General features: G+C 69.7%; 16 protein-coding genes. 4 read left to right on the forward strand and 12 right to left on the reverse strand.

Annotated features, from left to right (window positions below):
- Positions 1-112: 112 nt before the first annotated feature.
- The gene (locus tag AAIB33_RS12695) at positions 113-682 is read right to left on the reverse strand and encodes an asparagine synthase (protein WP_345800321.1); all 570 of its coding nucleotides are present in this window, start codon (positions 680-682) and stop codon (positions 113-115) included.
- A 109-nt stretch (positions 683-791) separates the two neighbouring features.
- Here AAIB33_RS12695 and AAIB33_RS12700 point away from each other — a divergent pair, with 109 nt between their 5' ends.
- On the forward strand, positions 792-1,667 hold the full coding sequence (locus AAIB33_RS12700; protein ID WP_345800322.1) for an SDR family oxidoreductase: 876 nt from the start codon (positions 792-794) through the stop codon (positions 1,665-1,667).
- Positions 1,668-1,670: 3 nt separating this feature from the next.
- Here AAIB33_RS12700 and AAIB33_RS12705 read toward each other — a convergent pair whose 3' ends face one another.
- Entirely contained in the window at positions 1,671-2,102 is a 432-nt protein-coding gene (locus AAIB33_RS12705; protein WP_345800323.1) for a YdeI/OmpD-associated family protein, read from the reverse strand.
- A 129-nt stretch (positions 2,103-2,231) separates the two neighbouring features.
- On the opposite strand from AAIB33_RS12705, the gene AAIB33_RS12710 reads away from it, so the two are divergent.
- From AAIB33_RS12710 to AAIB33_RS12720, 3 genes are all read left to right on the forward strand, one after another.
- Positions 2,232-2,435, forward strand: a complete 204-nt coding sequence (locus tag AAIB33_RS12710) for a hypothetical protein (protein WP_345800324.1) — start codon at positions 2,232-2,234, stop codon at positions 2,433-2,435.
- Between the two features lie 163 nt (positions 2,436-2,598).
- Positions 2,599-3,012: a DUF4383 domain-containing protein gene (locus AAIB33_RS12715; RefSeq protein WP_345800325.1), complete on the forward strand. Its 414-nt coding sequence runs from the start codon at positions 2,599-2,601 to the stop codon at positions 3,010-3,012.
- Between the two features lie 14 nt (positions 3,013-3,026).
- Positions 3,027-3,566 (forward strand): hypothetical protein, encoded by a 540-nt coding sequence (locus AAIB33_RS12720; protein ID WP_345800326.1) that lies wholly within the window; start codon positions 3,027-3,029, stop codon positions 3,564-3,566.
- Positions 3,567-3,623: 57 nt separating this feature from the next.
- Here the strand turns inward: AAIB33_RS12720 and AAIB33_RS12725 are convergent, their stop codons facing one another.
- From AAIB33_RS12725 to AAIB33_RS12770, 10 genes are all read right to left on the reverse strand, one after another.
- Positions 3,624-4,574: an aldose 1-epimerase family protein gene (locus tag AAIB33_RS12725; RefSeq protein ID WP_345800327.1), complete on the reverse strand. Its 951-nt coding sequence runs from the start codon at positions 4,572-4,574 to the stop codon at positions 3,624-3,626.
- 112 nt (positions 4,575-4,686) lie between these two features.
- Complete coding sequence (locus AAIB33_RS12730; RefSeq protein WP_345800328.1) at positions 4,687-7,668, reverse strand: immunoglobulin-like domain-containing protein; 2,982 nt, start codon at positions 7,666-7,668, stop codon at positions 4,687-4,689.
- Between the two features lie 64 nt (positions 7,669-7,732).
- Positions 7,733-9,244: an L-arabinose isomerase gene (gene araA, locus AAIB33_RS12735; RefSeq protein WP_345800329.1), complete on the reverse strand. Its 1,512-nt coding sequence runs from the start codon at positions 9,242-9,244 to the stop codon at positions 7,733-7,735.
- Positions 9,245-9,291: 47 nt separating this feature from the next.
- Positions 9,292-10,902, reverse strand: a complete 1,611-nt coding sequence (locus tag AAIB33_RS12740; protein ID WP_345800330.1) for an FGGY-family carbohydrate kinase — start codon at positions 10,900-10,902, stop codon at positions 9,292-9,294.
- A complete protein-coding gene (locus tag AAIB33_RS12745; RefSeq protein WP_345800331.1) occupies positions 10,899-11,600 on the reverse strand; it encodes an L-ribulose-5-phosphate 4-epimerase in 702 nt (233 codons plus the stop codon). The genes AAIB33_RS12740 and AAIB33_RS12745 overlap by 4 nt, the downstream gene beginning before the upstream one ends.
- Positions 11,600-12,670, reverse strand: coding sequence for a sugar ABC transporter permease (locus AAIB33_RS12750; protein WP_345800332.1), 1,071 nt, complete (start codon positions 12,668-12,670; stop codon positions 11,600-11,602). Before AAIB33_RS12750 ends, AAIB33_RS12745 begins: the two co-directional genes overlap by 1 nt.
- On the reverse strand, positions 12,667-13,758 hold the full coding sequence (locus tag AAIB33_RS12755) for an ABC transporter permease (RefSeq protein ID WP_345800333.1): 1,092 nt from the start codon (positions 13,756-13,758) through the stop codon (positions 12,667-12,669). The genes AAIB33_RS12750 and AAIB33_RS12755 overlap by 4 nt, the downstream gene beginning before the upstream one ends.
- Positions 13,755-15,356, reverse strand: a complete 1,602-nt coding sequence (locus AAIB33_RS12760; RefSeq protein WP_345800334.1) for a sugar ABC transporter ATP-binding protein — start codon at positions 15,354-15,356, stop codon at positions 13,755-13,757. Before AAIB33_RS12760 ends, AAIB33_RS12755 begins: the two co-directional genes overlap by 4 nt.
- Positions 15,357-15,478: 122 nt before the next feature.
- Positions 15,479-16,489 carry a substrate-binding domain-containing protein gene (locus AAIB33_RS12765; RefSeq protein WP_345800335.1) on the reverse strand — a complete coding sequence of 337 codons (1,011 nt, stop codon included), beginning with the start codon at positions 16,487-16,489 and terminating at the stop codon, positions 15,479-15,481.
- A gap of 211 nt (positions 16,490-16,700) precedes the next feature.
- Positions 16,701-17,723, reverse strand: coding sequence for a LacI family DNA-binding transcriptional regulator (locus AAIB33_RS12770; RefSeq protein ID WP_345800336.1), 1,023 nt, complete (start codon positions 17,721-17,723; stop codon positions 16,701-16,703).
- Between the last annotated feature and the right edge of the window lie 83 nt (positions 17,724-17,806).

The following is a 17,806-nucleotide window of genomic DNA, read 5'->3' on the forward strand; positions in this document are numbered from 1 at the left end:
GCACGAGTCGGCGCGGAGGCACTAGATGAGCTTAGCCGATGCTTCGCGAGGGCGCGAATCGAGGGCGATTGCGGCGCATCCCGGGCGTGGCGCGGTGCGACCGGATGGCCAGTCAGTCCGACTCGGGCTCGGGCACGGCCTGGGCGAGGCGACGGCGGTGCGCGCCGAGACGCGGCAGGTCGACGAGCCGGAGGGCCTGCATGCGGGCATCCCGCATCGTCGCGTAGTCGGGGTCGTACTCCGGCCGCATGCCCTCGACCCGCAGCCGCCGCTGCAGGTTGGACTCGACGTCCCCCCACGCGGCATCGCGGGCCTCCGTGACGAGCTCGCGCACCTTCTCCGGGTCGTCGGCGCGACGGCGCAGCTCCTTCGCGACACCCAGGTACTGGCGCTCGCGACGGCGGAGATTGCGGGTGTCGCGGTCGCGATAGTCGTGCGTGCCGTGCGAGTCGCTGTACTTGCCCCACGCGGCCTTGCGCTGGCGGCGGACGAGGGCCGCGGCATCCCGCTGCTCGTCTGCCAGGGCGACGAGCGTCGCCCGCGCGAATGCCCCGACCTTCTCGGGGTCGTAGGGCGAGTCGTTGGCGATGGCCTCGACGAGGATGTGGTTGCGGACGGTGAGTCGGGCCGCGGCCGAAGCGATCGAGAGTCCCTCGTCGATCGCTTCTGCGGTTCTGCCCATGCCGGCGCACCTCCTCCCCCATCAAAACTACCGTGCACAGTGGTCACGACCGACCCGAGGGATCGGCGAGAATCGAGGACGGCCCGGCGACGACGCGGAAGGAACCACGATGGCGAGGATGCAGCGGCTCGACGTGCGCGGAAGGACCACCGTCGTCACGGGGGCGGCCAGCGGCATGGGAGCGGAGGTCGCATACCAGCTCGCGAATCGCGGAGCGCACCTCGCCCTTATCGACCGCAACGCCGAGGGGCTCGACGCCCTCAGGGCCAAGATCGCCCTCTCTCCGCAGGCGACGCGCGGAGCCGAGCCCGTCGTCACCACCCACGCCGTCGACCTCACCGACGATGCGGCCGTATTCGCGCTCGCCGACGAGATCGAGGCATCCCATCCCCACGTCCAGGCGCTCGTCACGTGCGCCGGATCCTCGATGCTCGGCGACATCGATCAGCTCTCGATGGAGGAGATGCGCTGGCTCATGGACGTCAACCTGTGGGGCACGGTGAACATCACCAAGGCGCTGCTGCGGGCCCTGCGGCGGGAGCCCGCGGCGCACATCACGCACCTCGTCTCGATCTACGGGCTTGCCGCCCCCGCCGGCCGCATCCCCTACGCCATGAGCAAGTACGCCGTGCGGGGCTTCACCGAGTCGCTCAAGCACGAGCTCGAGGATTCGACCGTGAGCGTCGGCGCGATCTACCCCGCGGGGGTCAAGACGGCGATCGTCCTGCGCGGCCGCTATGCGGCATCCATCGATCCGGCGGTCGCACAGCGGGCCGCAGAAGCAGCGGCCGCGATGTACCACACGGAGCCTCAGGATGCCGCGCGCCGCATCGTCGAGGCGACGATCGGCCGGAAGGCGAGAACGATGGTCGGGCGCGAGGCTCGGCTCGTCGACGTGCTCTCCCGCGTCACGCCCAACGGCTACTGGTCGTTCATGCGCCGGCCGCTGCGCGCCGCGATCGACACCCGCACCCCGGTGGCGTAGGCGTCAGGCGGAGAGCTTCGCCACGACGGCGTCGACGCGACGGGCACGCGTCTCGGGCGCCTTCGCCGACTCGACGCTCGTGACGTGCGCCTTCCGCTGGCTCGGCGAGAGCTGGTCGAACCCGTCGCGCAGTCCCGCTGCGGCGAGAGCGGCCGCGAGGTCGTCCGGCACCTCCACCGTGCGGGGCGCGGTGTCGAGCTCGAGGTCGACCGTGATCGCGTCGCCGCCCGTGATGCCCGTCGCGGCTCGCTTGTCGGAGCTGAACGGGATGAGCGACTGGCCGCCCATCACGCCGACCGTGCTGCGGTACTCGTACCCGTTCACCGTCACGAGGACGGCGGGACGCTTGCCGCCGCCGAGCGCCTCGATCACCTCGGGAGGAACCGGGATGCCGGTGTTGTTGCCCATCACGGCCATCGTCGTCTCGAATCGCACGGGGTCGAGTCTGGCACGACTAGCAACGGGAGGCGTCGCGCGCAAGGGCTCCGGCGGAAAGCGGATATCGGCGTACCGTCGGAGCACCGCCCGGGGAACCGAGGCATCCCTTCACGGAAGGAGCGCGCGATGGGATTCGCTGACGATGCAAAGGACACGGCCGACACGGCCGGCCGCAAGATCCAGGACGCGTGGGAGGACACCACCGACCGGATCGGCGACAAGATCGACGAGCTGAAGGCCGACGCCAACGTCAAGAAGGCGGAGGCCGAACGGGACTCGGTCGAGAAGCGCAACGATCTCAAGGCGTCGCTGCGCGGCGACGACCGCTGACAGACCCGCCGCGGCCCTTGCACGCTGCTCGGCCGCGGCGACCTCTCGAGGGCTCCGGGATGCATCCCGGGGCCCTCTGTCATGCCCGGACAAACCGATACCGAGCACGCTCCGAAGTACCTCCATACGCGGCATCCCAGCCGCCCGACAGGAGGTCTCTCCCATGCGCTCGTCACCGAACCGGCTCGTCGCCACGATCTTCGGCGCCGTCTACCTTCTGGTCGGACTGCTCGGATTCGCCGTCACACCCACCGTCTCCTTCATCTCGACAGAGGGTGGACTGCTCCTCGGCATCTTCGAGGTCAACCCCTTCCACAACGTCGCGCATCTGCTGATCGGCGCCGCGCTGCTCGCCGCGGGACTCCTGTCGGTGAAGGGGGCGAAGGTCGTCAACATCGTCGTCGGCGCCGCCTACCTGCTGCTCGGCATCGTCGGGTTCTTCCTCGTGGGCACGGCATTCAACGTGCTCGCGCTCAACACCCCCGACCACTTCCTGCACCTCGCCAGCGCGATCGTGCTGCTGGGTGTCGGGCTCGCGGCCGATCGCGGGCCGCAGCTGTCGGGCCGCACGGCCTGACGACGGGAGCCGAGATGGCCGCTTCCACCGCAGATCGCACGCCGGCGGCATTCCGGAGGGGGACTCGGGATGCCTCGCCGGTCGCGGGGGCCGCGATCGCGTCGTGGGGAGCGGGTCTGATCCAGCTCGCGCTCGGCGCGGGAGCGCTGACCGCCGGGGAGTTCCTCGTCGGTGTGCCGCTCGTCGCGCTCGGCGCCGCCGCCCTCGCCTGGGGGGCGGCGGCGCTCGCGAAGGGGCGGGTCGTCCTGCCTCGAACGACGCTCGCGGGAGTTCTCGCGGGCCTCGTGGTCGGGGCCGTCGCCCTGTCGACCGACCCGGAACGCACCAGCGTCGTCGCGGTCTCCGCGGGATGGATGCTGCTCCTGGGCGCCGGAATCGGGTGTGGCCTCGCGATCCGTCGAGGGGATGCCGGGCGCCCGAGGATGCCGGGGCTGATCGTCGCTGCTGTCATCGTCGCAGCGATCGTCACCCCCGCTCTCGCCGCGACGGAGGCCGGGCGGCTCGCGCCCGACCACAGCGTGCACGAGCTCGTCGGAACGGGACACGTGCACTGACCGACGCCGGCTGGGGTCAGGGACGACCCCTCGACAAGCTCGGGGACCCGCGGCGGGTCAGAGGGCGGCGATGCGCCAGGACGCGGTCGACTCCGCCGCGGGCTCGAGCACGATGAGGCCCGCGTCGTAGGAGTAGTCCGCGGCGTTGAAGGCGTCGGGGGCGCACGTCATCGGCTCGACGGCGAGACCCGCGCGGTGCGCCGGGTGGCTCGGGCCGGCCGGAAGGTCGGCGGTGTGGATCTGCACCCAGGGGCAGGCCGCATCCCACACGAGCTGCACGCCCGTGCCCGCAGCATCCGTCAATCGAACCGTCGCGAAGCCGGCGGCGTCTCGCACGAGCCCCGAGTACGCGTGGTCGATCTCGGCGGCCCCGATCGGGCGGGCGTCGCGGTAATCGAAGCGCGCGGCGTCGTCGGCATCCACGGGACGAAGCTCCGTCGGGATGAGACGGTCGTCCGTGACGAGGAGCACCTCCTCCGCCGGCAGCTCGAACGTCCACTCGTCGAGGGCGGACTCGCCCGCGACGAGATAGGGGTGGGGGCCGGTCCCCCACGGCGCCGGCTCGGCACTGTCGTTGCGGGCACGCACGGTCTGGGTGAGGCCGTCGGCGCCGAGCGCGAACGTCGTCGTCACCTCGACCCGCCACGGGTAGCCGGCCTGGGGCTCGACGGTCGCGGCGAGGGTGACGTGGTCGGACCCGGCATCGGTCACCTGGAAGTCGAGCCACGACGCGAGGCCGTGCAGCGCGTGACCGCGCTTGGGCTCGGTGAGCGCCAGCTCGTACTCGACGCCGGCGAAGGTGTACACGCCGTCGACGACCCTGTTCGGCCACGGGGCGAGCGTCGTGCCGCGGTAGCCGGGCCGCAGCTCGTCGGCCTCGAACGGCACGACGAGGTCACGGCCCTCGTGGCGGAGGATGCGCAGCGACGCGCCGATGCTCGCGATCACGGCCTCGTAGGGTCCGGCGCGGAGCGTGTGCTGGGTGCCGGAGATCGGGGTGCGTGCCATGGGTCGAGCTCCTCGTGAGTCGTGGGTGAGGCGTTGTTCAGAGTACTGGGGCCTGAAGAGCCGGGTGCATGGCGAAGGGCCCGCGCGGGGAGCGCGGACCCTTCGCCCTGCGTCAGCTGCAGGCGGCGGCCGCCACCGTGACGGTGGTGCTGAGGCTGCGACCGTCGGCGGACTGCGCCGTGATCGAGACCTGGTCGGCCGTGATCGAGACGAGACGCGTCGCGAAGGTCGCCGACGTGCTCTTGCCGGCCGCGAGCGACACGGTCTTGGAGCCGTAGGCGCCGGCGATCGTGATCGTCGCGGTCACGTCGTCGTTGTTCGTCACCGTGATGCCCTCGGTCACCTTGCCCGTGACGCAGCGGGTCACCGCCGTCGCCGAGATGTCGAGCGACAGCGAGACCGCCGACGACGTCGACGCGCTCACGAGCCCGTCACTGTACCCGTCGTAGTGCGCCGTGACGCTGCCGACGCCCGCGGGCGCTTCGACCGAGGCGCTCGCGTTGCTGAGCGTCACCGTCTTGCTCCACGAGCCGCCCGAGAACGTGACGGTTCCGACGACCTGGCCGCCGTCCGCGGCCGTCACCTTCGCGGTCAGCGCGCGGCCGTCGGCCGTGAGCTTCGTGGTCGAGCCGACGGCGGCGACGTTCGTCCAGCCGTGCAGTGCGTCGAGCACCGACTGCGTGACGCTCACGAACGCGCCGTGGCGCGGGCTCGCGGGCAGGCCGCCGACGGGACGCACGTTCCACTCGGCACGCTGCGAGAGGCGGTTCGCCTGCGTGCTGGACGAGATCGCCGAGCCGCTGGTCACGAACGCCCGGTAGCCGCCGGCGCCGTAGTTGTCGACGAGGAACACGTAGCCGTCGCCGGCCGCATTGTTGTTGGGGTCGCCCGCGTTGAGCCTGACGATCTCGGGGCCCTCGCCCGACTGGCCCGTCTCGAGGCTCGTCATGCGGGTGTCGAGCAGCTGCCACGTCGAGTTCGGGTCGGCCGACCAGTTCGACTGCGTCGTCGGCGCCGTGAGCACCTTGGAACGCTCGAGGAAGATGTCCTTGCCGGCCTCCAGCACACCCGCGGCGCCGCTCTCCTCGTTCTTCGTGAAGCGGTAGTAGTAGTCGCCGATCTTCGTGACGGTCGAGTCGATCCGCGCGTAGCCGGTGTCCTGCCACGACGCGGGCGGGTACGTGAACGTCTTGAAGTCGCGCGTCAGGACGTAGAAGACCCGGGCGTAGAGGTTGTCACTGTTCGTGTGCGCCGAGTCCGCGTACATGCGAGACGAGAAGAACACGACGTACGACTGCAGCGCGTCGTCCCAGTACGCCTCGGGCGCCCAGGTCATGCCGGCCTCGGGCTTGTTGATCGTGATGCCCGTGTTCGCGCCGTTGGTGCGCGCCCAGTGCACGAGGTCGGTCGACTCCCAGACCTCGATCTTGAGGCTGCCCGCCGACTGCGCGGGTCCCCAGCCGGTGCCGCAGCTGATGCACAGGTCGGTGGCGACCATGTAGTACTTGTCGCCGTCCTTCGAGCGGAGGATGTACGGGTCGCGGAGGCCCTTCGTGTCGGCCGTCGACGTGATGACGGCGTTTCCGCCGTTGACGGGCGAGAACGTGAAGAAGTCGTTGCCCGACGTCGCCGCCTGGTAGATCTTCTCGTCCGAGTCCGACTTGAAGTACGCCGAGGCGTAGCCGGCGTCGGGGGCCGAGCGACCCTTCTCCGCGACGGTCACCGCGAAGGTGCGCGTCTGCGTCTGGCCGTTGAGTGTCGCGGTCGCGGTGAGCGTGACGTTCTTGTCGCCCGAGCCGTAGGCGGGACGCGTCACGATGCCGCCGCCCGCGAACGGGTCGGCCGCCCCGACGGCGGGCGCCGTGTACGAGGGGTTCGTCGGCGTGACGAGAGCGGGGTCGGAAGAGGTCCACGTGATCGCGGCGCCGTTGGCCGAGCCCTTGATCGCGAGCGGCAGGTTCTCGGTCGTACGGGTCGCCAGGCTGATCGCGCTGAGGTCGGCCGCGACGTTCGGCGCCTTGACCACCACGTCGAGCGGGATGGTCGTGCCGAGCGACGTCGTCGCGGTCAGCGTCACCGGGGTGTCGCTCGAGATCGAGCGCGAGACGACGCCCGACGTCGACACGACCGCGGGGTTCGAGCTCGCCCACGTCAGCGCGATGCCGTTGGAGGATGCCGGGAGCGAGAGGTTCGACGTCACCTGGTCGAGCGACGGGTTCGGGCCGAGGACGGTCGGCGTGATGTCGAGGCGGATGATGCCGTCGGTGGATGCCGCCTTCTCCGTCGCCGTCGGCATGCTCGAGGTCACCTGGCCGGCGCTGAGAGCGGAGTCCCAGAACTTCACGTCGGTCACGTCGGCGCGCAGGAGGGGGTCGCCCTGGTACAGCGAGCGGCCGAGGTAGCCGAGCACGTTCCCGGACGGGATGATCGAGCTCATCGACTTCGTGTGGGTCAGCGTCGAGATGACCGCGCCATCCCGGTAGAGGGTCAGCGTGTTGCCCGAGCCGACCATCGTGAGGGTCGTGAAGCCGGGGTTGAGGCCCCCGCCCGCAGGCATCCGAGACTCGCCGTTGTCCGTCCCCTTCACGCGGATCGCCGCGAGCACCTGGTTGGTGTAACCGGCCTGGGCCGAGTCGGGGCTCAGGAAGACGTGGTTGCCCAGAGTCGTCGTGTTCCACGGACCCACGCCGTCGCCGATGACCCAGCCGAAGTGATTCGCGGCGGTCTGCGTCGTGACGGTGTACTCGACAGTGAAGTCGTTGTCGGTGCCGGTCACGAGGCCCTTGGGCAGGGATGCGTACCCGTCGGCCTTGAACCGCAGCACGTCGTCGTTGGCACCGACCTTGACGAACGACGAGTCGGTGAGGCTCGTGAGTGTCGCATTGCGCCCGTTGCCCGACACGTCGAGCAGGCTCGTGCCCGAGTGCGACATGTCGTAGTGCGCGCTCGGAGCGGGGACGTCGACCGCCTGCGCCGCCGTCGGGGCGGCGAGCCCGAACGCCGTGATCGCGACGGCGCCGGCGAGGGTCGACGCGAGCGCGCGGCGACCCCTGCGCCCTGTTCTCCGACGTATGGTCGTGGATCCTGATCTCATCTGCGAGACCTTTCTCTCAGTGGTTTTCAGGCGCTGCCGAAGACTGGGCGCGCCGACCTCGATGTCAGAGGCCTTGGGCGAGTCGGTAGTACGCCTGGTTCCAGCGCAGTTCGCGCTGGAAGCCGCGGACCGTGGTGTCCTCGTCGATGACGACGAGCTCGGTGCCGGCGATCTCGGCGAAGTCGCGGAACACCTCGATGCCGACCTGGGTGGTCATGACGGTGTGGTGCGCGGCGCCGGCGGCGAGCCAGCAGGCGGCGCTGGTGGCGAAGTCGGGGGCGGGCTTCCACACGGCACGGCCCACGGGGAGGTTGGGGAGGTCGGGGGCGTCGACGTTCTCGACGACGTTCGCGACGAGCCGGAACCGGTCGCGCATGTCCGACATGGCCACCACGACGGCGGGGCCGGGGTCGGCGGTGAACACCAGGCGGACCGGGTCGTCCTTGCCGCCGATGCCGAGCGGGTGGATCTCCAGCCGCGCCTTTTGCGAGCTCAGGGTCGGGGCGACTTCGAGCATGTGCGCGCCGAGGATCTTCTCGTCGCCGGCGACGAGGTCGTAGGTGTAGTCCTCCATCAGCGATGCGCCGCCGGGCAGACCCGACCCCATCACGTTCGCGATGCGGACGAGGATCGCGGTCTTCCAGTCGCCCTCGGCGCCGAACCCGTACCCGTCGGCCATGAGCCGCTGCACCGCGAGACCGGGCAGCTGCGTGAGCGCGCCGAGGTCCTCGAACGACGTCGTGAAGGCGCCGAAGCCGCCCTCCTCCAGGAACGAGCGCAGCCCGACCTCGATCGCCGCGCCGTCGCGCAGCGACTGGTGCCGCTCCCCTCCCGGCTTGAGCTCGTCCACGACGTCGTACTCGTCGAGGTAGACCTGCACGAGCTGGTCGATCTCGGCATCCGTCGCGGCGGCGACCCGTTCGGCGAGCTCGTTGACGCCCCACGTGTTCACCTGCACGCCGAACCGCAGCTCGGCCTCGGTCTTGTCGCCCTCGGTGACCGCGACGTAGCGCATGTTGTCGCCGAACCGGGCCAGCTTCAGCGACCGCGACGCGGCCCAGCCGGCCGACGCGCGCTGCCAGTCCTCGACCTGCTGCCGCACGGCCGGGTTGGACACGTGCCCGACGACCGTCTTGCGCGCCACCCCGAGACGGGTCTGGATGTAGCCGAACTCGCGGTCGCCGTGCGCGGCCTGGTTCAGGTTCATGAAGTCGAAGTCGATGTCCGCCCACGGCAGCTCGACGTTGGCCTGCGTGTGCAGGTGCAGCAGCGGCTTCTGCAGCGCATCCAGGCCCGCGATCCACATCTTCGCGGGGCTGAACGTGTGCATCCACGCGATCACGCCGATGACCTCGTCGCGCGCGTTGACGTCGAGCGCGAGGCGGCGGATGGAGTCGGAGTCCTTCAGCACCGGCTTCCACACGACCTTCACCGGAAGACCCGCGAGCCCCTGCGCGACCGCCTGCGACTGCTCGGCGACCTGCGCCAGCGTCTCCTCTCCGTAGAGGTCCTGGCTGCCGGTGACGAACCAGACCTCATACGAGTCGAGCGAGGTGGACAGAGGTGTACGGGACATGGGGGTCGTTTCCTTTTTGAGGGTGCTTGCGAGGGATCGGGTGGATGTCAGAGAGCGGTCACGGCGGCGGATTCGACCGCCAGGCCTGCACGGTAGTGGGAGAGGTAGGCCGCGAAGCCGGGCACGTCCTCGGGGTCGGGCTCGACGACGTCGATCGCCGCGTCCGCGAACACCCGGGTGCGCAGGTAGGCGCCGAGGTCGAGGTCGGATGCCGAGCCGAGGTACGCGGCGAGCACCGCGATGCCCCACGCTCCGCCTTCCGCCGCCGTCTCGCCGACCGCGACGGGCGCGCCCAGCGCACCGGCGAGGAAGCGCTGCGCGACGCCGGCGGTGCGGAAGACGCCGCCGTGCGCGAACATGCGGTCCAGCGCGACGCCCTCCCCCTCGAGTACGCGCATGCCGAGCGCGAGGGTGCCGAACACGCCGTACAGCTGCGCGCGCATGAAGTTCGCCAGTGTGAACCGGCTCTCGGGTGTGCGCACGAACAGCGGCCGACCCTCGGGCAGGCCAGCGATCGGCTCTCCCGCGAGGTGGTTGTAGGCGAGCAGGCCGCCCGCGTCGGGGTCGCCGTCCAGCGCCTCGCGGAACAGCACCTCGAACACCTCGTCGGCGTCGAGCTCGCCGCCCGCGACGGCGACGAAGCGCTGGAACAGTCCCACCCAGGACGCCAGCTCGCTTGCGCCGTTGTTGCAGTGCACCATCGCGACCGGGTCGCCCGCAGGCGTGGTCACGACGTCCAGCTCGTGGTGCACGCGCGAGAGCGGGCGCTCCAGCACGACCATCGCGAAGATGCTCGTGCCGGCGCTGACGTTGCCGGTGCGCGGCGCGACGGACTCGGTCGCGACCATGCCGGTGCCGGCGTCGCCCTCGGGCGGGCACAGCGGCGACCCGGGCCGCAGCGCGCCGGTCGGATCCAGGAGGACCGCACCCTCCGTCGTGAGGCTTCCGGCATCCTGGCCCGCGAGCAGCACCTCGGGGAGGAGCGCGGTGACCCGCAGGCCGTACGCGCGCTCCGACACCAGCCGGTCGAACTTCTCCACCATCGCCTGGTCGTAATTCCGAGTGGCGGGGTCGATGGGGAACATGCCCGACGCGTCGCCGACACCGAGCACCTTGCGGCCGGTGAGCTTCCAGTGCACGTAGCCCGCCAGGGTCGTGAAGAAGTCGACCTTGCCGATGTGCGGCTCCTCGTCGAGGACCGCCTGGTACAGGTGCGCGATCGACCAGCGCAGCGGGATGTTCACCCCGAACAGCTCCGACAGCACCGCCGCCGACCGCTCGGTGTTCGTGTTGCGCCACGTGCGGAACGGGACCAGCAGCTCCCCCGCCTCGTCGAACGCGAGGTAGCCGTGCATCATTGCGGAGACGCCGATCGCGCCGACCGTCTCGAGGGTCGCGCCGTAGTGGGCCTTCACGTCGGCGACCAGGCCGGCGTAGGCATCCTGCACCCCCGCCCACACCGACTCCAGAGAGTACGTCCAGCTGCGGCCGACGAACTCGTTCTCCCACTCGTGGCTACCCACGGCGAGGACGGTCGCCGGGTTGTCTGCGTCGACGAGGCACGCCTTGATGCGCGTCGAGCCGAACTCTATGCCGAGCGCCGTGCGGCCCTCGCGGATCGCCGCGGCCGCGGCATCCGTCGTCAACTCAGCGGTCATCGGCGCGCGTCCCCGCTCTGCCCGTACACGTTCTGGTAGCGGTCGAACAGGCTGTCGATCGCCTGCTGCGGGATCGGGATGAGCGGACCCGCCTCCCGCGCCAGATGCACCGTGCGGGCCACGTCCTCGACCATGACGGCCGCCTTCACGGCGTCCTTCGCGTCGACCCCGATCGTGAACGGCCCGTGGTTCTGCATCAGCACCGCCCGCGAACGGTGCCCGGTCAGGGTCTCGACGATGCCGCGGCCGATCGAGTCGTCGCCGATGATCGCGAACGGGCCGATCGGGATCGGCCCGCCGAACTCATCCGCCATCGCCGTGATGACGCACGGGATCTCCTCGCCCCGCGCCGCCCACGCGACCGCATAAGTGGAGTGCGTGTGCACCACTCCCCCGACCTGCGGCATGTTGCGGTACACGTACGCGTGCGCCGCCGTGTCCGAGCTCGGCGACCGCTCACTGCCGGGCGTGCCCGGAACGACGTTGCCGTCCAGATCGCACAGGATCATGTTGTCCGGCCGCAGGTCGTCGTACGACACCCCCGACGGCTTGATCACGAACAGGTCGGCACCGGGCACCCGTCCCGACACGTTCCCACCCGTCCACACGATCAGCCCGTACCGGACCAGCTCCGCGTGCAGGGCCGAGACGTCCTCACGGACCTTCTGGATCGCCGCTTCGATTTCCGCGTTCGACATCAACTGGTCCTTCGTCGGGTGAGCGCACGCTGCAGCAGCACGAAGACGAGCAGCACGGCGCCGGTGATGATGGTGAGGTATTCGGGGTTGATCGTGCCGTCCTTCGTGATGATGAGGCGCAGCGCCGCGAGCACGAAGACGCCGACGATCGATCCGAGCACGTAGCCGTAGCCGCCCGTGAGGAGCGTGCCGCCGATCACGACCGCGGCGATGGCGTCGAGCTCCCAGCCGATGCCGGTCACGTTCTGCGCCTTGCCGCCGACCTCGGCGGTGTAGACGATGGCCGCGAGGCCGGCGAGAGCGCCCGAGACGACGTAGATCCACACCCGCGTGCGGGCGACCGGGAGGCCCATCAGCTTGGCCGACGACTCGCTGCCGCCGATCGCGTAGACGGTGCGGCCCGAACGCGAGCGGTGCATGAAGAACATGCCGCCGATGACCACGAGCACCGCGATGAGCAGGCCGGGCGTGATCGTGAAGTCGTTGACCTTCGGCCCGTCGATGATCTTCCAGTCGGTCGCGAGCAGGAGGATCGGCGAATCCTCGGGAGCGATGACCGGCGTCGTCGACAGGATCGAGGCGAGGCCACGGGCGAGGAACATCATCGCGAGCGTCGCGATGAACGGCTGCACGTTGAAGTACTGGATCATGACGCCCGAGATGAGGCCGAACAGGCCGCCGAACACGATCATCAGCAACATCGCGAGCCACCCGTTGACGCCGATGTTCATCAGCATGACGCCGGCCACCGACGTGAAGGCGACCACGGCGCCGACCGACAGGTCGATGCCGCCGGAGATGATGACGATCGTCATGCCGACCGCGAGGATGATCGTCGGCGCGAAGCTCACGAGGAGGCTCGACATCGTGCCGGCGTGGAAGACGCGGCCGTAGGCGATCTCGGCGTAGATGAGCATGCCGAAGAGCAGCACGAGGGCGGCGAGCGTCGGGATCAGCGTCTGGCTGCGCTCCCAGAGCCCGGAGAATCGATTGACCTGCTGGGGCTGCCTGCTCTCGGGGAGATCGGCTGCCGGCGGAACGGACTCGGCGAGTGTGCGCGGGGCGCTCATGCGACGACCTCCTTCTCCTTCGAAACGGGGACGCTCGGGTCCGCGGCCGGCTTCACCGGCGCGGCGGGGGTCCCCCCGGACTTCTTGCGTCCGAAGACGAGCGACCGGACCCGCTCCGACTGGAGCAGCACCAGGGCGATGATGACGAGCGCCTTGAACGCGGGCGTGGCCGCGGCCGGGATGCCGAGGAACAGCACGGTCTTGTTCAGCGTCGCGATGAGGAGCGCACCGATGGTCGAGCCCAGGATCGAGAACTTGCCGCCGGCGAGGGACGTGCCGCCGATGACGACCGCGAGGATCGCGTCGAGCTCCATGAGGTTTCCCGTGCCCGAGACGCTGACCGTCATCACTTCGGACACGCTGAACAGGCCGCCGACCGCCGCGAGGGCCGCCGACAGGATGTACACGCCGAAGAGGATGGGGCGGGGACGGATGCCGGCGAGCCGGCTCGCGTGCGGGTTGATGCCGATCGACTCGATCATGAGCCCGAGCGCCGTGCGGCGCATGAAGAAGGCGATGATCACGACGATCGCGATCGCGATGACGAAGCTCGTCGGAAGGCCGAGGATCTGGCCGTTGGCCAGCTGGCGGAACGGCTCGTTCGTCGCGTTGGTGTTCTGCCCGTCGGTGATGACGCGGGCGATGCCGCGCGCGGCCATCATCATGATGAGCGTGCTGATGAAGGGCTGCAGCCCGACCACGGCGACCAGGAGGCCGTTGATCGCACCGAGCACGATGGCCAGCGCCAGCGCGAGGCCGATCGCGGTGAGCATCGCGCTCACCGAGTTCGGGTCGTTGATCGTGGACAGCGTCTGCATCGCCACCGCGCCGCCGACGGCCATCATCGATCCGACCGAGAGGTCGATGCCCTCGGTGGCGATGACGAACGTCATGCCCAGAGCGATCATGATGATCGGCGCCGAGACGCGGAGGATGTCGAGCACGTTGCCGGTGAGCATCCCGGTCGTGGGATTCACGGAGAGTGCGAGGTAGGCGGGGTTCTTGATCGTGTTGATCAGGAGCAGCACCGCGATGCCCACGAGCGCCCAGAACCACGGGGTCCTGAACGCGGTCTTGACGCGGCTCATGACGCGTTCCCTTCGATTGCGGCGTCGCCCTCGGCGACCTCCTCGGCGAGGACGTCGGCCTGAGCCTCCGCCTCCGCCCCTGATTCCGTGGCGATGACCGAGACGATGCTCTCGGCGGTCACCTCTGGGCCGTTCACGACCTCGCCCACCTTCTGGTGGTCCTTGAGGATGACGATGCGCTCGGAGAGTCGCACGACCTCTTCGAGCTCGGACGAGATGAACACGACCCCCATGCCGCCTTCGGCGAGCTCGGCGACCGTCTCCTGGATGTCGGCCTTCGCTCCGACGTCGATGCCGCGGGTCGGCTCGTCGAGCAGCAGGAGGTCGGGGTTGGTGGCGAGCCACCGACCGAGCAGCACCTTCTGCTGGTTGCCGCCGGAGAGGAGGCGGATGGGTCGATTGGGGTCGTTGGGGCGCACGCTGAAGCGCTCCATGTAGGTCGTGACGAGCTGGTCGACCTCGCGGGCGGGCACGCGGCGGAGCCAGCCGCGGCGGGCCTGGACGGCGAGCATGATGTTCTCGCGGATGCTGAGGTCGCCGACGATGCCGTCTTCGCGGCGGTTCTCGGTGGAGTAGGCGATGCCGTGTGCCAGCGCGGTGACGGGCGAGTTGAGGTTGACCTTCTTGCCGCGCACCTTGACCGTGCCGGAGTCGGCCTTGTCGGCGCCGGCGATGAGGCGCGCGAGCTCGGTGCGACCGGCCCCGAGGAGGCCCGCGAAGCCGACGACCTCGCCGGGGTGCACCTCGACGTCGGTGGGCTCGATCGAGCCCTTCCGGCCGAGGCCCTCGGCCGCCAGGATCGGTGTCTGCGTGCGGTCGCGCACCTCCGTCTGCCGGTTGGAGCCGAGGGCGCGGAGGGACTCGAAGTCCTTGCCGATCATCTTGGAGATGAGCTGCGTGCGGTCGAGATCACGCGTGAGGTACTCGCCGACGAAGCGGCCGTTGCGCAGCACCGTGATGCGGTCGCTGATCGCGTACACCTGATCGAGGAAGTGGGAGACGAAGAGGATGGCGACGCCCTGGTCGCGCAGGCGCCGGATGACGCCGAAGAGCACCTCGACCTCGTTCGCGTCGAGGCTCGAGGTCGGCTCGTCGAGGATGAGCACCTTCGAGTCGGTCACCATCGCGCGGCTGATCGCGACGAGCTGCTGCATCGCGATGGAGATGGAGGAGAGAGGGGCGCGCGGGTCGAGCTCGCCGAGTCCCATGCGCGCGAGCGCCTCACGGGCCCGGGCGTGGGTCTTGCGCCAGTTGACGCCGGTGAGACCGCGCACCTCGTGGCCGAGCATGACGTTCTCGCCGATGCTCAGGTTCGTGCACAGGTTGACCTCCTGGTACACGGTGGAGATGCCCGCCTCCTGCGCCGAGGCGGTGCCCGAGAAGCTGCGCACCTGCCCGTTCACGACGATCTCGCCGGAGTCGATCTGGTACACGCCGGTCAGCGCTTTGATGAGCGTCGACTTGCCGGCGCCGTTCTCGCCCATGAGGGTGTGGACCTCGCCGGGGAGGAGCCGGAAACTGACCTCATCGAGTGCCTTGACGCCCGGGAAGGTTATGGACGCGTCGCGGACCTCGACGATCGCGATCGGTTCAATCATCGCTGGGTGACTCCTTGTTGCTGCCTGCGTGAATTCGCCGGAGATGACAGGGACGAGCGGGGGCCGCCGAGAACGGCCGCCCCCGCTCGCACTGATCCTCTTCTAGCCGACGCTGAGTCGGATCAGAAGCCCTTGCCCGCGTCGATCGCGGCCTGGCCGGCCTCGGGCGAGTCGAACGTCTCACCGGGGACGACGATCGTCTTCTCGACCTTCTTGCCCGCGAGCGCGTCGTTGACGGCGCCGACGGCGAGGTCGCCGAAGAAGGGGTTGTACTGGGCGACGAAGCTCAGGTCTCCCTTGGCGAGCGACTCGAGGGCCGGCGTGGTGCCGTCGATCGTGGCGATCTTGACGTCGGTGCCCGGCTTCAGGCCCGCAGCGGTCACGGCCGCGGCGGCGCCGATGCCCATCTCGTCGTTCTGGGCGAAGATGAACTGCAGGTCGGGGTGCTCCTTGAGGACGGTCTCGATGACCGACTTGCCCTCGTCAGCGGTCCAGTTCGCGGTCTGCGCGCCGATCTTGTTCCAGCCGTCCTTGCCCTCGATGGCAGCCTCGAAGCCCTCGTTGCGCTCGTTGACGACCGAGAGGCCGGGGACGCCCTCGAGCGTGTAGTAGTTGGCGCCGCTCGGGTAGGTCTCGACCGCCCAGTCGCCCACCGATCCGGCGACCTTGACGTTGTCGGGCGCGATGCGGGTGACGTAGAGGTCGTCGCTGGAGTCGACGCCGCGGTCGAGCAGGATGACCGGGATCTCGGCCTCCTGCGCGAGCTTGAGGGAGTCGTCCCAGCCCGATGCCTCGGTCGCGGTGAGGAGGATGACGTCGACCTCGTCGTTGACGAACGTCTTGAATGCGTCGATCTGCGACTTCTGGTCGGTGGGGCTCGCGGCCGGCGCGTACTTGAGGTCGAAGCCGGCGTCCTCCGAGAACGCGTCCTTGATGGCCTGCTCGTTGGCGTTGCGCCAACCACCCTCGGGGCCGACGGCGACGAAGCCGACGGTGGTGAGGTCGCCGCTTCCGCTGTCGCCGCTGGCGTCGCTGTCGCCGCCCGCCGAGCCCGAGCAACCGGCCAGGCCGAGTGCGAGAGCCCCTGCGCCGATGAAGCCGATAAGGCCCAGCATGCGCTTCCGATTTGCCATGTGATCTCCTCCTTGAGACTCTCCGGCGTTCCTCGTCGGAGAGAGATGCGTGTCCCGGTGCGGGACACCCTCGGGTGTTGTCGACTCATTGTGCGCGCTAACAATCCCGTCGCGCAACTCTTTCCGAAAGATTCGTTACTTTTCCGTTACCGCGAACAACCGCGAGGGCGCGTGGAAGGGACGGGATGCCCCGTCGCTGCGCTCTGCACGGTCAGTCGCGCGGCGCTGCCGTCGAGGACCGCACGATGAGGCGCGGCTCGATCCTGTCGTGCTGCACGCCGTCCTCCTCACTGTCGATCGCGGCGATGATCTGGCGCAGGGCGAGCTCGCCGAGGGCCGCGAAGTCCTGCCGCACGGTGGTGAGCGGGGGGAGGAAGTGCCGGGCGTCGGGGAGGTCGTCGAAGCCCACGACGCTGATGTCGTGGGGCACTCGCAGGCCGCGGTCCGACAGCCCGTGGACGAGGCCGAGCGCCATCTGGTCGTTGGCGGCGAAGACGGCGGTGAAGTCGGCGAAGTCGTATGACGAGCCGAACTCGTAGCCGTAGTCCGACGTCCAGTCCCCCGCCACCGGCTGCGCGGCCGACAGTCCTGCCGCCTTCAGGGCATCGCTCCAGCCCTCCTGCCGCTCGCGCGCGTCGTACCAGTCGAGGGGACCGGCGACGTGCAGGATGCGCCGATGACCGAGCTCGATGAGGTGGGAGACCGCGAGGGTCGCACCGGCCCGCTGATCCACGGCGACCGTGTGCCAGGCGGCATCCGGCTCCGCCTTGATCACGATGGTGGGAAGCCCCGTCGTCTGCTTGCGCAGGATGTCGAGCGAAGACGCCCGGGGCGCGATGACGCACAGCGCGTCCACCCCTTGCGTCACGAGCTCGACGACTCCCGTGTCGATCTGCGACTCCTCGTCGTCGGAGATCGAGAAGGCGCTGATCGCGTAGCCGACGTCGCGCGCGGCGCTCTCGATCGCCCGGAGCGTGCTGTTGGGGCCGTACTGCACGGGGCCGTCGACCAGCACCCCGATGCGCATGGCTCGCCGGGTCGCGAGTGCGCGCGCGATCGAGCTGCGCGTGTAGTTCATCTCGTCGATCGCCTGCAGCACGCGCTCTCGCGTCGACTCCCGGATGTTCGGGTGCCCGTTGAGCACGCGCGAGACGGTCATGTGGGACACGCCCGCCTGCCGGGCCACGTCGTAGATGCTGGGCCGCTGCCAGCCCCGCGTCACTTCGTCCGACATTGCGGATCACCTCGTTCGTCTCGGTCGGCACCGCCTGCCGACGGCGCGGACGGGATGCTCGGGATGCGTGACTCCACGTCCGC

The sequence above is a fragment of the Microbacterium sp. AZCO genome, from assembly GCF_039614715.1.
Lineage (GTDB): Bacteria > Actinomycetota > Actinomycetes > Actinomycetales > Microbacteriaceae > Microbacterium.

Bases quoted from the DNA above. Each gene is read 5' to 3' on its own strand.
- AAIB33_RS12695 (WP_345800321.1), bottom strand. From the start codon at position 682: ATGGGCAGAACCGCAGAAGCGATCGACGAGGGACTCTCGATCGCTTCG.
- AAIB33_RS12700 (WP_345800322.1), top strand. From the start codon at position 792: ATGGCGAGGATGCAGCGGCTCGACGTGCGCGGAAGGACCACCGTCGTC.
- AAIB33_RS12710 (WP_345800324.1), top strand. From the start codon at position 2,232: ATGGGATTCGCTGACGATGCAAAGGACACGGCCGACACGGCCGGCCGC.
- AAIB33_RS12715 (WP_345800325.1), top strand. From the start codon at position 2,599: ATGCGCTCGTCACCGAACCGGCTCGTCGCCACGATCTTCGGCGCCGTC.
- AAIB33_RS12720 (WP_345800326.1), top strand. From the start codon at position 3,027: ATGGCCGCTTCCACCGCAGATCGCACGCCGGCGGCATTCCGGAGGGGG.
- AAIB33_RS12725 (WP_345800327.1), bottom strand. From the start codon at position 4,574: ATGGCACGCACCCCGATCTCCGGCACCCAGCACACGCTCCGCGCCGGA.
- AAIB33_RS12730 (WP_345800328.1), bottom strand. From the start codon at position 7,668: ATGAGATCAGGATCCACGACCATACGTCGGAGAACAGGGCGCAGGGGT.
- araA (WP_345800329.1), bottom strand. From the start codon at position 9,244: ATGTCCCGTACACCTCTGTCCACCTCGCTCGACTCGTATGAGGTCTGG.
- AAIB33_RS12740 (WP_345800330.1), bottom strand. From the start codon at position 10,902: ATGACCGCTGAGTTGACGACGGATGCCGCGGCCGCGGCGATCCGCGAG.
- AAIB33_RS12745 (WP_345800331.1), bottom strand. From the start codon at position 11,600: ATGTCGAACGCGGAAATCGAAGCGGCGATCCAGAAGGTCCGTGAGGAC.
- AAIB33_RS12750 (WP_345800332.1), bottom strand. From the start codon at position 12,670: ATGAGCGCCCCGCGCACACTCGCCGAGTCCGTTCCGCCGGCAGCCGAT.
- AAIB33_RS12755 (WP_345800333.1), bottom strand. From the start codon at position 13,758: ATGAGCCGCGTCAAGACCGCGTTCAGGACCCCGTGGTTCTGGGCGCTC.
- AAIB33_RS12760 (WP_345800334.1), bottom strand. From the start codon at position 15,356: ATGATTGAACCGATCGCGATCGTCGAGGTCCGCGACGCGTCCATAACC.
- AAIB33_RS12765 (WP_345800335.1), bottom strand. From the start codon at position 16,489: ATGGCAAATCGGAAGCGCATGCTGGGCCTTATCGGCTTCATCGGCGCA.
- AAIB33_RS12770 (WP_345800336.1), bottom strand. From the start codon at position 17,723: ATGTCGGACGAAGTGACGCGGGGCTGGCAGCGGCCCAGCATCTACGAC.